The organism is Rhodobacter sp. P1_C2 (assembly GCF_056406375.1).
In genome coordinates this window covers 54,898-68,084 of the sequence record NZ_JBFUAG010000003.1, presented here as the reverse complement: position 1 = coordinate 68,084, position 13,187 = coordinate 54,898, and the positions used below count along the sequence as shown (strand labels likewise).

The 13,187-nt window shown below is 64.5% G+C and carries 11 protein-coding genes and 1 tRNA gene; 9 read left to right on the top strand and 3 right to left on the bottom strand.

What is annotated here, in order from left to right; genetic code table 11:
- Positions 1-74: 74 nt before the first annotated feature.
- The 8 genes from mutM (at position 75) to gyrB (ending at position 9,621) form a co-directional block, all read left to right on the top strand.
- A complete protein-coding gene (gene mutM, locus AC1DZT_RS05330) occupies positions 75-920 on the top strand; it encodes a bifunctional DNA-formamidopyrimidine glycosylase/DNA-(apurinic or apyrimidinic site) lyase (RefSeq protein WP_478005573.1) in 846 nt (281 codons plus the stop codon).
- Positions 921-923: 3 nt separating this feature from the next.
- A complete protein-coding gene (locus AC1DZT_RS05325; RefSeq protein ID WP_478005572.1) occupies positions 924-1,694 on the top strand; it encodes an enoyl-CoA hydratase-related protein in 771 nt (256 codons plus the stop codon).
- 84 nt (positions 1,695-1,778) lie between these two features.
- Positions 1,779-2,057: a 30S ribosomal protein S20 gene (gene rpsT / locus AC1DZT_RS05320; RefSeq protein WP_477998811.1), complete on the top strand. Its 279-nt coding sequence runs from the start codon at positions 1,779-1,781 to the stop codon at positions 2,055-2,057.
- 522 nt (positions 2,058-2,579) lie between these two features.
- On the top strand, positions 2,580-3,950 hold the full coding sequence (dnaA, locus tag AC1DZT_RS05315; RefSeq protein WP_478005571.1) for a chromosomal replication initiator protein DnaA: 1,371 nt from the start codon (positions 2,580-2,582) through the stop codon (positions 3,948-3,950).
- Between the two features lie 152 nt (positions 3,951-4,102).
- Positions 4,103-5,221 carry a DNA polymerase III subunit beta gene (gene dnaN / locus AC1DZT_RS05310; protein ID WP_478005570.1) on the top strand — a complete coding sequence of 373 codons (1,119 nt, stop codon included), beginning with the start codon at positions 4,103-4,105 and terminating at the stop codon, positions 5,219-5,221.
- A gap of 66 nt (positions 5,222-5,287) precedes the next feature.
- Positions 5,288-6,376, top strand: a complete 1,089-nt coding sequence (gene recF / locus AC1DZT_RS05305; protein ID WP_478005569.1) for a DNA replication/repair protein RecF — start codon at positions 5,288-5,290, stop codon at positions 6,374-6,376.
- Positions 6,377-6,466: 90 nt separating this feature from the next.
- Positions 6,467-7,090 carry a LysE family translocator gene (locus AC1DZT_RS05300; protein ID WP_478005568.1) on the top strand — a complete coding sequence of 208 codons (624 nt, stop codon included), beginning with the start codon at positions 6,467-6,469 and terminating at the stop codon, positions 7,088-7,090.
- Positions 7,091-7,170: 80 nt separating this feature from the next.
- A complete protein-coding gene (gene gyrB / locus AC1DZT_RS05295) occupies positions 7,171-9,621 on the top strand; it encodes a DNA topoisomerase (ATP-hydrolyzing) subunit B (protein WP_478005567.1) in 2,451 nt (816 codons plus the stop codon).
- Between the two features lie 40 nt (positions 9,622-9,661).
- On the opposite strand, the gene AC1DZT_RS05290 is transcribed toward gyrB, so the two are convergent.
- A tRNA-Arg gene (locus AC1DZT_RS05290) sits at positions 9,662-9,737 on the bottom strand.
- Positions 9,738-9,998: 261 nt separating this feature from the next.
- Between AC1DZT_RS05290 and AC1DZT_RS05285 the strand changes: the two genes are divergently transcribed.
- Complete coding sequence (locus AC1DZT_RS05285) at positions 9,999-11,033, top strand: LacI family DNA-binding transcriptional regulator (protein ID WP_478005566.1); 1,035 nt, start codon at positions 9,999-10,001, stop codon at positions 11,031-11,033.
- A 5-nt stretch (positions 11,034-11,038) separates the two neighbouring features.
- Here AC1DZT_RS05285 and mtaB read toward each other — a convergent pair whose 3' ends face one another.
- Together mtaB and dapF are read right to left on the bottom strand one after the other, a co-directional pair.
- The gene (gene mtaB / locus AC1DZT_RS05280) at positions 11,039-12,307 is read right to left on the bottom strand and encodes a tRNA (N(6)-L-threonylcarbamoyladenosine(37)-C(2))-methylthiotransferase MtaB (RefSeq protein ID WP_478005911.1); all 1,269 of its coding nucleotides are present in this window, start codon (positions 12,305-12,307) and stop codon (positions 11,039-11,041) included.
- Between the two features lie 8 nt (positions 12,308-12,315).
- Positions 12,316-13,119, bottom strand: coding sequence for a diaminopimelate epimerase (gene dapF, locus AC1DZT_RS05275; RefSeq protein ID WP_478005565.1), 804 nt, complete (start codon positions 13,117-13,119; stop codon positions 12,316-12,318).
- Positions 13,120-13,187 lie beyond the last annotated feature (68 nt).

The window sequence follows — 13,187 nt, the reverse complement described above, 5'->3', positions numbered from 1 at the left end:
TGCCTTGCCCGCACCTTATAGGCTGAGCGTCGCAGCGCCTCAACCCGCACCGATTTAGCCATGGGAAACCCGGGATGCCCGAACTGCCCGAAGTCGAAACCGTCCGGCGTGGCCTTCTGCCGGTGATGGAAGGGCAGGTGATCGAAACCGCCGCCGTCAACCGGCCTGACCTGCGCTTTCCCCTGCCGGAGCGGATGGCCGAACGACTTGGCGGCCAGACGGTGCTGAGCCTGCGGCGGCGGTCGAAATATATCCTGGCGGATCTCTCCTCGTCGGAGACGCTGCTCATCCATCTTGGCATGTCGGGGCGGATGCTGATTTCCGGCGCCGTGGTGGGAGAGTTTCACCATCCCCATCCGGTGCCGCAGAAGCATGACCATGTGGTCCTGCAGATGGGCAATGGCGCGCGGGTGACCTTCAACGACGCCCGCCGCTTTGGCGCGATGGACCTGATGCCGACCGAGGGCTGGACCGCGCACAAGCTGCTGGCGGGCCTTGGGCCCGAGCCTTTGGGCAACGCCTTCAACGAAACCTATCTTGCCGCTCGCCTGCAGGGGCGGGCCACGCCGATCAAATCCGCGCTGCTGGATCAGACCCTCGTCTCCGGCCTCGGCAATATCTATGTCTGCGAGGTGCTTTACCGCGCCCGGATCGCGCCCACCCGTCTGGCCCGCGATGTGACCCCGGCGGAGGTCGCCCTCCTTGTCCCGCTGATCCGCGAGGTTCTGACCGAGGCGATCGAGGCCGGCGGCTCCTCCCTCCGCGATTATCGTCAGGCCGATGGCGAGCTTGGGTATTTCCAGCACACCTTCCGCGTCTATGACCGCGAGGGTGAACCCTGCCTGACCTGCGGCACGCCTATTGCACGGCTTGTGCAATCGGGCCGCTCGTCGTTCTATTGCCCGAATTGTCAGAGGTGACCCATGCAGACCCTGCTTCTTGAAACCCACGGCCCCGTGCTTCTGATCCGCCTCAACCGGCCCGAGGCGCTGAACGCGCTGAACGCGACGCTGATGGCCGAACTGGCCCAGACCCTGACCGAGGCAGATGCCAACCCGGAGGTGCGCTGCATCGTCCTGACCGGCTCGGACAAGGCTTTCGCGGCGGGCGCCGACATCAAGCAGATGGCCGCTATGACCTATGCCGAGGTCGTCACCGCCGATCTCTTCGGGGTCGAGGCGCAGACCATCGCCAAGATCCGCAAGCCGATCATCGCCGCCGTCTCGGGCTATTGCCTCGGCGGGGGCTGCGAGCTGGCGATGCTGTGCGATTTCATCCTCGCCTCCGACACTGCCCGATTCGGCCAGCCCGAGGTCAATATCGGCGTTCTTGCCGGCATGGGGGGCACTCAAAGGCTGACCCGCGTGATCGGCAAGGCCAAGGCGATGGAGTTGAACCTGACCGGCCGGATGATGGATGCGGCAGAGGCCGAACGCGCGGGTCTGGTGGCGCGGATCATCCCGATGGCCGATCTTGTCACGGAAGCGTTGAAAACCGCGGCTACAATCGCCGCAAAGTCCCAGCTTGCCGTCAAGGCCGCGAAAGAATCGGTCAACCGCGCCTTTGAAACCTCGCTTGCCGAAGGTCTGCTGTTCGAACGCCGCCAGTTCCACGCGGCCTTCGCGACCGAGGATCAGAAGGAAGGCATGCAGGCTTTTATGGAGAAACGTGCCCCCGTCTTCCGGGACAAATGACGTTTGACGGTTGACTAAGCCCCGAGTCGCATCTATAGCCCCGGCTTCAGATCAATACCTACGCAAACGGACACCGATAACGATATGGCAAACACCGCCCAGTCCAAGAAGCGCGCCCGCCAATCCGTGGCACGCCAAGATGTGAACAAGGCGCGCCGCTCGCGGATCCGCACCTTCGTTCGTAAAGTTGAAGAAGCCCTGGCTTCTGGCGATCAGGCTGCAGCCGCCGCTGCGCTGAAAGCCGCTCAGCCCGAAGTGATGCGCGGCGTCACGAAAGGCGTTCTGCACAAGAACACCGTTGCGCGCAAAATCTCGCGCCTGAACCACCGCGTGAAGGTCCTCGGCGCCGCTGCTGCGGTCTGAGACCTTTCCGATTTGAATTGAAAAACGCATCCGACTCGGGTGCGTTTTTTGCATTTTGGGTCGCAAAATGCCGCAAAATCGGGGTGGCGTTGCTCTTTTGCCAGAGGCCTTGGATTCGGTTGAGCGCCGCCTCTGTCAAGCGAGAAGTTCGATTGCCCTGCCCCTTGCGGACTTGGTACGTTGAATAAGCGATTCACGTCGACTTGGGGGACAACAAGGAATCACGGACCGAATATCTGCGGGCGAGCGCTGCCAAGCTAAGCCGTTAAAGACAGAAAGTTGTTTGTGATCAACACCTTGGTATAATGCGGCGGGTTTCTCCCGTTGCAGTCTGGAAATGACAGCTGGTCCGCAGTCTTTTGGCGGCCGATGCTTTTTCAGTGTCCGAAGGCACGATTTTCCCGCCAGAGCCGAAAGCTCTGGTGCGGTTGCGTGTGGCCCCCAGGTCACGAGGAGTCGGGCAGGTAAACAGCAAAGGAAGGGTCACCGGCATCTGCGCTGGTCAGGCCCTGGACGGAACAGATGACGCAAGAGACTTGGGGACGTGCACGGGAAAATTTGGTCGCACGAGTCGGCCACAACAATTACACGACCTGGATCGAGCCTCTGAAACTCGCGGCGCTGCGCAACGGCGTGGCGCATTTTGAAGTGCCGAGCACGTTTTTCGGCAATTGGGTCTCGCGCAATTTTGCCGATCAGATTCTGAACCAGCTGCAGCAGAACGGCGCCGAAGTCAGCCGCGTGGAATTTGCCGTCGGCCGCGAGGGCGAGCCCAAGCCGGAAGCCAAGCCCGACGCCAAGAAAACCACCGCCCGCCCGCTGTCGCGCCCGACCCGTCCGGAGAATGAAGAACTGCCCGGCGCGCCGCTCGATTCGCGTTTCACCTTCGACAGCTTCGTCGTCGGCAAGCCGAACGAACTGGCCCATGCCGCCGCCCGCCGTGTCGCCGAAGGCGGCCCGGTCGCCTTCAACCCCCTGTTCCTTTATGGCGGCGTCGGCCTCGGCAAGACCCACCTGATGCATGCCATCGCGCATGAGCTGCAGGCCCGCCAACCCGAGCTTCGCGTGCTCTACCTGTCCGCCGAACAGTTCATGTACCGCTTCGTCCAGGCCCTGCGCGAACGCCAGATCATGGATTTCAAGGAGATTTTCCGCTCGGTCGATGTGCTGATGGTCGATGACGTGCAATTCATCGCCGGCAAGGATTCGACCCAGGAAGAGTTTTTCCACACCTTCAACGCGCTGGTCGATCAGAACAAGCAGATCGTGATTTCCGCCGACCGCGCCCCGGGCGAGATCAAGGATCTGGAAGAGCGCATCAAGTCGCGCCTGCAATGCGGCCTCGTCGTGGACCTGCACCCGACCGATTACGAACTGCGGTTAGGTATCCTGCAAACCAAGGCCGAACATTACCGCAGCCAGTACAAGGGCCTGCAGATCGCATCGGGCGTGCTGGAATTCCTCGCCCATCGCATCACCACCAACGTGCGTGTGCTGGAAGGCGCCCTGACCCGGCTTTTCGCCTTCGCCTCGCTGGTGGGCCGTGAAATCACCATGGATCTGGCGCAGGACTGCCTCGCCGACATCCTGCGCGCCTCGGACCGCAAGCTGACGATCGAAGAGATCCAGCGCAAGGTGGCCGAGCATTACAACATCCGCCTCTCCGACATGATCGGGCCGAAGCGCCTGCGCAACATCGCCCGGCCGCGTCAGGTCGCGATGTACCTGGCCAAGCAGCTGACTTCGCGCTCGCTTCCTGAAATCGGCCGCCGTTTTGGCGGGCGCGATCACACCACGATCATGCATGGCGTGAAGAAGATCGAGGAGCTGATGGCCACCGACAGCCAGCTTTCCGACGATCTGCAACTGCTCAAGCGCTTGCTGCAAAGCTGAAATGTGCCCGCTGGGGCCTTTCGGCCCCGCAGCTGATGCAAAACCAGCGCGGGTCGGGGCCACAGCCACGCTCAGGGCCTTGTGAATTGGCGGAAACCCGCTAGGTTCAAGGCCCCGCGCTTCAAGACGCGGCAAGACAAAGGGATGGGACGATGAAACTCTCGATCGAACGCGCGGCACTTCTGAAGGCCCTGGCCCAGGCGCAATCGGTGGTCGAGCGCCGCAACACGATCCCGATCCTGGCCAATGTGCTGATCGAGGCCGAGGGCAATACCGTGTCCTTCCGCGCCACCGATCTCGATATCGAAGTGGTCGATCGCGCCCCCGCCATGGTGGAGCGTTCGGGCGCCACGACCGTCTCGGCGGTGATGCTGCACGAGATCGTTCGCAAACTCCCCGATGGCGCCTTGGTCAGCCTGATCGATGATGCGGCGGCTGGCCGTCTGGCGATTGCGGCGGGCCGGTCGAATTTCAACCTCGCGACCCTGCCGCGCGAGGATTTCCCGGTCATGGCCAGCTCGGAATATGCCACCAACTTCACCGCCCCGGCGCCGGTGCTGCGGCGGCTGTTCGACAAGGCGAAATTCGCGATTTCGACCGAGGAAACAAGGTATTACCTGAACGGCGTCTATATGCATGTCGCCAAGTCCGCGGACGGCCCGGTGCTGCGCTGTGTGGCGACCGATGGCCATCGTCTGGCGCAGATCGACGCCGCCCTGCCGGAAAATGCCGCCGCGATGCCGGGCGTGATCGTGCCGCGCAAGACCGTGGGCGAGCTGCGCAAGCTGCTGGATGACGACGACGCGCAGATCGCGGTTTCGGTTTCCGAAACGAAAGTTCGCTTTGCCACGCCGGGCGTCACGCTGACCTCGAAAGTCATCGACGGCACCTTCCCCGACTATTCGCGCGTGATCCCGACCGGCAACACCCGCCGGCTGGAGGTCGATGCGGCCGAGTTCGCCAAGGCGGTGGACCGCGTGGCGACGGTGTCTTCGGAACGCTCGCGCGCGGTGAAGCTGACCTTGGAGGACGACCGGCTGATCCTGTCGGTCAACGCGCCTGATTCTGGCGCCGCCGAGGAGGAGCTGGCCGTCGCCTATGATGCCGAACGGCTGGAGATCGGCTTCAACGCCAAGTACCTTTTGGAGATTGCGGGCCAGGTCGATCGGGAAAATGCGGTCTTCCTGTTCAACTCCTCGGGCGATCCGACCCTGATGCGCGAAGGCAATGACATGTCGGCGACCTATGTCGTCATGCCGATGCGGGTCTGAGTCTGGCCGGGGGCGCTGCCCCCGGACTCCCCGGGATATTTGTGCAAGTATGAAAGGGGTGAGCCGGTGAGTGGTTTGGCCATTGCCGCCCTGACCCTGTCGCATTTCCGCAGCCATCGCGCCCTGCGGCTGGCCTTTGATGGCAGGCCGGTGGCGATCTCCGGGCCGAATGGGGCGGGCAAGACCAATATTCTGGAGGCGATCTCTCTTCTGTCGCCGGGGCGTGGCCTGCGGCGCGCCGCCAATGCCGAGATGGCGCGGCGGCCGGAGGCCCTGGGTTGGAAGGTCGCGGCCGAGGTGCGCGGGCTGGGCGGCTCCTCGCACAAGGTCGAGACCTGGGCCGAACGGGATGCCGGGCGCGAGGTGCGGATCGACGACAAGGCCGCGACCCAGACCACCCTGGGCCGCATCCTGCGCATCCTGTGGCTGGTGCCGGCGATGGACCGGCTGTGGATCGAGGCCGCCGAGGGGCGGCGGCGCTTTCTGGACCGCATGACGCTGAGCTTTGCGCCCGACCATGCGGAGGCCTCGCTGGCCTACGAAAAGGCGATGCGCGACCGCAACCGCTTGTTGAAGGAGGGGCAGAGCGACCCCTTCTGGTATGGGGCGCTCGAGGCGCGGATGGTGGAGGCGGCGGCCCAGATCACCGCAAACCGCCAGAGGGCGCTGGAGCGCCTGCTTGCGGCGCAGCAGGGGGCCGAGACGGCCTTTCCGCAGGCCGATCTGCGACTGGAGGGCGAAATGCCGGAGGACCTCGCCGAGGCGCTGGCGCAGGGGCGCAGGCGCGATATGGCCGCGGGCCGCACGCTGGCCGGGCCGCACCGGGTGGATCTGCGTGCGACCTACCGGGCCAAGGGGGTGGAGGCCGACCAATGTTCGACCGGCGAGCAGAAGGCCTTGCTGATCAGCCTGATACTCGCCAATGCGCGGGCGCTGGCGGCGGATCTGGGCCAGCCGCCGGTCCTGCTGTTCGATGAGGTGGCGGCGCATCTGGACGCCGGGCGCCGCGCCGCCCTTTATGACGAGATCTGCCTTCTGGGCGCGCAGGCCCTGATGACCGGGACCGAGCCCGGCCTGTTCGATGCCATGGGCGACCGGGCGCAGTATCTGACGGTGACCGAGGACGCGGGTGAAAGCGCCGTGCGACAGGGTTAACGAACGCCCGGAAGGGCGCGGGGGCTTGCCTTTTGCTGCGGCGTCATGGGAAACCCTTGCGACCACAATTTCCCCGGAAAGAGACGTTTGATGACGCTGACATTGGCCGAGCTTGGACTTTACGCGCTGGGATTGGCGGGGCTTTGGGCCGTGCCGGGGCCGGTCTGGGTGGCTTTGCTGGCGCGGGCCCTGTCGGGGGGCTTTGCGGCGGCCTGGCCGCTTGCGGTGGGGGTGACGCTGGGCGATTGCCTTTGGCCGCTGGTCGCGATCATGGGGATGAGCTGGGTCCTGTCGGTCTATGGCGATGCGCTGCACATCCTGCGCTGGGTGGCGGCGGCGACCTTTGCGGTGATGGGCGTGCTTTTGATCCTGAAATCCGGCGCGCTGATGTCGGCGGACAGCAAGCTGACGCGTCCGGGGCGGCTGGCCGGTTTCATGACCGGGGTGGCCGCGGTGATTGGCAACCCGAAGGCGATTCTCTTCTACATGACGGTTCTGCCCGGCTTTTTCGGCGACCTTTCCAAGCTGACCACCGCCGATACCGCGGCCATTCTGGCCATCTCGGTCACGGTCCCGCTGGCCGGAAACCTCGCCCTCGCCGGGTTTCTCGGCAAAGTCCGCGGCTTTCTGTCCAGCCCCGAGCGGGTGCAGATCCTCAACCGGATTTCCGGCACGCTTCTGATCCTTGTGGCCGTCGTAATTCCCTTCATCTGACCCCAAATCTTGTGCCCAAGTCGTGACATTCCCCCCCGCAATCGCTATAAGTTGCAGGCTTATCAAGGGGTGCAGTGCACATGGCTGAAGAGCCCAACAAGACCGAAAGCTACGGCGCAAGTTCCATCAAGGTTCTCAAGGGGTTAGATGCGGTTCGCAAACGCCCCGGCATGTATATCGGCGACACCGACGATGGCTCGGGTCTGCATCACATGGTCTATGAGGTCGTCGACAACGGCATCGACGAGGCCCTGGCCGGACATGCGACCGAAGTCAGCGTGAAAATTCACGCCGACGGCAGCGTTTCCGTGCGCGACAACGGGCGCGGCATCCCGGTCGACATGCATGAGGAAGAGGGCGTCTCAGCGGCCGAGGTCATCATGACCCAGCTGCACGCCGGCGGCAAATTCAACAACACCGACGAATCCGGCAATGCCTACAAGGTCTCCGGCGGTCTGCACGGGGTTGGCGTCTCGGTCGTGAACGCCCTGTCGGAATGGCTGGAGCTGACGGTCTGGCGCAACGACACCGAATACAACGCCCGGTTCGAGTTCGGCGATTGCACCGTCCACGTCCATCCCGTCGGCCCCGCACCGGGCCGCAAGGGCACCGAGGTGCGCTTTCTCGCCTCGGCCAAGACCAACCGGGCGGACGGCACCTTCTCGAACCTCGACTACCAGTTCAAGACGCTGGAGGTCCGCCTGCGCGAGCTGGCATTCCTGAACTCCGGTGTGAAAATCGTGCTGGAGGATGACCGCCCGGCCGAGCCGCTGCATGTCGAGATGCTGTACGAAGGCGGCGTGCGCGAGTTCGTCAAATACATCGACCGTTCCAAACAGCCCGTGATGCCCGAGCCGATCTACATGATCGGCGAGAAGAACGGCATCGGGGTCGAGGTCGCGATGTGGTGGAACGACAGCTACCATGAAAACGTCCTGCCGTTCACAAACAACATTCCGCAGCGCGATGGCGGCACGCACCTCGCCGGTTTCCGCGGCGCGCTGACCCGCACGATCAACGCCTATGCGCAGTCCTCGGGCATCGCGAAGAAGGAAAAGATCGACTTCACCGGCGATGACGCCCGCGAGGGGCTGACCTGCGTCCTGTCGGTCAAGGTGCCGGACCCGAAATTCTCCAGCCAGACCAAGGACAAGCTGGTTTCCTCCGAAGTGCGCCCGGCGGTGGAAAACCTCGTCAATGAAAAGCTCGGCGAATGGTTCGAGGAAAATCCCGGCCCCGCCCGCATCATCGTCGGCAAGATCATCGAGGCCGCCCTGGCGCGTGAGGCCGCCCGCAAGGCGCGCGACCTGACCCGGCGCAAGACCGCGCTGGACGTGGCGAGCCTGCCTGGCAAGCTTGCCGATTGCCAGGAACGCGATCCCGCCAAGTCCGAGATCTTCCTCGTCGAGGGCGACTCGGCCGGTGGCAGCGCCAAGCAGGGCCGCTCGCGCTCCAATCAGGCCGTCCTGCCCCTGCGCGGCAAGATCCTCAACGTAGAGCGTGCCCGCTTTGACCGGATGCTGGGCAGCCAGGAGATCGGCACCCTGATCACAGCACTTGGCACCGGCATTGGCCGTGACGAGTTCGACATCAAGAAGCTGCGCTACCACAAAGTCGTCATCATGACCGACGCCGACGTGGACGGCGCGCATATCCGGACGCTGCTGCTGACCTTCTTCTTCCGCCAGATGCCGGAGCTGATCGAGGGCGGTTACCTCTACATCGCGCAGCCGCCGCTTTACAAAGTGGCGCGTGGGAAATCAGAGGTTTACCTGAAGGATCAGGCCGCGCTGGACGATTACCTGATCGAGATGGGCGTTGAGGGCGCCATCCTGCGCCTCGCCTCGGGCGAGGAAATCGCCGGGGCCGACCTTGCCCGCGTCATCGAGGGCGCGCGCGCCTTCCGTCGTGTGCTGGACGCTTTCCCGACCCACTACCCCCGGGCCATCCTCGAGCAGGCCGCCCTGGCTGGCGCCTTCGACCCGGGCAGCATCGACGGCGATCTGCAGGCCGTGGCCGATCAGGTGGCGCGCCGCCTGAACCTCGTGGCCCCGGAGTTCGAGCGCGGCTGGAACGGCCGCATCACGCAGGACCACGGCATCCGCCTGTCGCGCATCCTGCGCGGGGTGGAGGAGTTGCGCACGCTGGATGGCGCCGTCCTGCGCTCGGGCGAGGCGCGGCGTCTCTCCGCCATCTCGCAGCGCGACCGTGAAGTTTACCGCGCGCCGGGCCGCCTTGTGCGCAAGGAACGCGACCAGCCGGTCTATGGTCCAGTCGATCTCTTGAAATCCGTCCTGGCCGAGGGCGAAAAGGGCCTGTCCCTGCAACGCTACAAGGGTCTGGGCGAGATGAATCCGGGGCAGCTCTGGGAAACCACGCTCGACCCCGAGGCGCGCACCCTTCTGCAGGTCAAGGTCGATGACCTGGCCGAGGCCGATGACATCTTCACCAAGCTGATGGGCGATGTGGTCGAACCGCGGCGCGATTTCATCCAGGCCAATGCGCTGAACGTCGAACATCTGGATATCTAGGCGAGGGGGCTTCGGCCCCCTTTTCCTTGCGGGAACAGTCTGGTGACCCCGGATGGATTCGAACCATCGACCTGCCGCTTAGGAGGCGGCCGCTCTATCCCCTGAGCTACGAGGCCTTACCCGGCAAAGCGGCCAGACCTGTCGGGCTTGTCGCCGAAAACGCCCCGCCATGCAACGCTTTTGGAAAAGAAAAGGGGGAGTGAATTTGGCCCACCACTCCCCCTCTGGGTCCGCCGCGTCCGAAGTGAGAGCTTGCAGGACGCAACAGATTCTATCAGGGCCTTTTTCAAGCCTTGTTAGCGGTAACATAGCGTGGAATCCGCTCTTGGACAAGCGAAACATTTGGCGCTAACATTCGTGAAAAGAAGGATACCACGGTGACCAAGGCTACTGCTCCCGAACCACGCCGCACTTTGACGCTCCGGGATGTTTCCGAGGCTTCGGGCGTCAGCGAGATGACGGTGAGCCGCGTCTTGCGCAACCGCGGCGACGTCTCGGATACCACGCGGGAGAGGGTGCTGCAGGCCGCCCGGATGCTGGGCTATGTGCCCAACAAGATCGCCGGCGCCCTGGCCAGCCAGCGGGTCAATCTTGTGGGGGTGATCATCCCCTCGCTGTCCAACATGGTCTTCCCCGAGGTGATGACCGGCATTTCCGAAATTCTCGACAACACGGGCCTGCAGCCGGTCGTCGGCGTGACCAACTACCTGCCGGACCGCGAGGAGAAGGTCCTGTACGAGATGCTGTCCTGGCGCCCCTCGGGGGTGATTCTCGCCGGGTTGGAGCATAGCGCCGCCTCGCGGGCCATGCTGGCGCAGGCGGGCATTCCGATCGTTGAGGTGATGGACATCGACGGTGCCGCCGTCGACAGCGCGGTCGGCATTTCGCACCGCCGCGCGGGTCGGCAGATGGCCGAGGCGATCATGGCCTCGGGCTACAAGCGGATCGCCTTTCTGGGGACGCAGATGCCCAATGATTTCCGCGCCAAGAAGCGGCTGGAAGGGTTTGAAGAGGCCCTGAAACGTGCCGGAATGACGCTGGTGGACCGCGAATATTACGACGGCGGCTCGGCGCTTCTGAAGGGGCGCGAGATGACGGCCTCGGTGTTGCGGCGCAATCCGGATGTGGATTTTCTCTATTATTCCAACGACATGATCGGGGCAGGCGGGCTTTTGTACTGTCTGGATCAGGGGATCGACGTGCCGGGCAAGGTTGGTCTTGCCGGGTTCAACGGGGTGGAATTGCTCGACGGTCTGCCGCGCCGGCTCGCCACGATGGACGCCTGCCGGCTCAAGATCGGGCGGCGGGCGGCGCAGATCATCGCGGCGCGTAACGAAAACCCCGACCTTGGCCCAGAGGTGGTGGAGCTTTTCCCGACCCTGCAGCCCGGCGACACGATCCGCCAAAGCTGAGGCGCTTACAGCGGCAGGCCCAGCAGTCGGCCCTCGGCATGGCCGGTGATCCGGGTGGTGACGATGGCGCCCTCGGTCTGGTCGCTGGCAAAGCTCACCTCGGTGAACTGCGCCGTGCGGCCGAGACGCGGGTTTTCGATCAGGACCTGGTGGGTCTGCCCCTGTTGCGCCTGCAGGTGCCGCAGCAGCGCCGAATCGCCCGCGGCCCGCAGACGTGCGGCGCGCGCCTTGATCTCCGGCCCCTTGACCTGCGGCATCCGGGCCGCAGGCGTGCCCTTGCGCGGGCTGAAGGGGAAGACGTGGAGGAAGGTCAGGCCGCAATCCTCGACCAGCTTCAGCGAGTTTGTGAACATCTCTTCGGTTTCAGTCGGGAAACCGGCGATCAGGTCGGCGCCGAAGATCATGTCGGGGCGCAGGCTGCGTGCTTCTTCGCAGAAGTGGATCGAATCCTCGCGCAGATGGCGGCGCTTCATCCGCTTCAGGATCATGTTGTCGCCGGCCTGCAGGCTCAGATGCAGATGCGGCATCAAGCGGGGTTCGGTGGCGATCGCCTCCATCAGCGCGGGGTCGGCCTCGATCGAATCGATCGAGGAAATCCGCAGCCGGGCAATCGTCGTCAGGCGCAGAAGCTTCAGCACGAGGTCGCCCAGATGCGGCGTCCCGGGCAGGTCCGCGCCCCAGGAGGTGAGGTCGACGCCGGTCAGAACAACTTCGGAAAAGCCCTTGTCCACCAGACGCTTGACCTGTTCGACCACCACACCCGCAGGCACCGAGCGCGAGTTGCCGCGGCCATAGGGGATGATGCAGAAGGTGCAGCGGTGGTCGCAGCCGTTCTGCACCTGGACATAGGCGCGCTGGCGGCCGAAGCCGTCGATCAGGTGGCCCGCAGTCTCGCGCACCGACATGATGTCATCGACCTGGATCTTCTCGGTCACGCCGATCAGATCGGGCACGTTCGGGGCGGAAAGCCCGGTCCAGGTCTCGGCCTGCATCTTCTCGTGGTTGCCGATCACCCGCGTCACCTCGGGCATTTCGGCGAAAGTCTCGGGCTCGGTCTGGGCGGCGCAACCGGTCACGATCATCGCCGCACCGGGGTTTTCCCGCGCAAGGCGGCGGATTTCCTGCTTGGCCTTGCGGACCGCCTCGGCAGTTACCGCACAAGTGTTCACAATCACCGCGCCGGAAAGGCCAGCAGCTTCAGCCAGTTCTTTCATCGCTTCGGATTCGTAGGCGTTCAGCCGGCAACCCAGCGTCGCAAAGACCGGAGGTTTCACATCGGCGTTCATGCGTTTGCCGCCAGATAATCGGCCGAAAGCCAGCCGTCAAAGACACGCGCCACCGGGCCGGTCATCCAGACGCCATCCTCGCGCCAGTCGATCTCCAGCACGCCACCGTCAAGGTCCAGCCGCACCTTGCGCCCGGTCAAGCCGCGCAGATGCGCCGCCACCGCCGTCGCACAGGCACCCGAGCCGCAGGCGAGCGTGACGCCCGCGCCACGTTCCCAAACGCGCATGCGCAAATGATCCGGCCCCAGAACGGAGGCGAACTCGACATTGGTCCGTTGCGGGAAGAGGGGATCATGCTCCAGCGCGGGGCCACGGGCGGGCAGGTCGACCGCCTCGGCATCGGGGACGAAGAACACGCAATGCGGGTTGCCCATGCCGACAGCCACCGGATCGCCCGGCAGCGGCAGGTGCAGCGTGTCGACTGCATGGGCCAGGGGCACCTCGGTCCAGTCGCGCTGCGGCGCGCCCATGTTGACCGAGACGCGGCCATCGGCCAGCCGCCGCGCCGACAATCTGCCGCGCACCGTCACCAGATCGACGCTGTCGCGCCCCAGCCCCTGCATCACATAATCCGACACGCAGCGTGTGGCATTGCCGCAGGCCTCGGCCCGGCTGCCATCGTTGTTCCAGAAATCCAGGATGAAGTCGGCATCCTCGGCCGAGCGAATCTCGGCCAGCTGATCGAATCCCACGCCCCGGTTGCGGTCGCCCAGAGCCTTGGCCAGCCCTTCCGTCACCACCGCCGCGCGCCCGCGCGAATCGATGATCACAAAATCATTGCCCGCCCCATGCATCTTCATGAAGCCGAGTCCGCCTTGGGCGGCGCGGTGAGAATCTGTCTTGTCCATCCGGCGCATATACGCCCGAC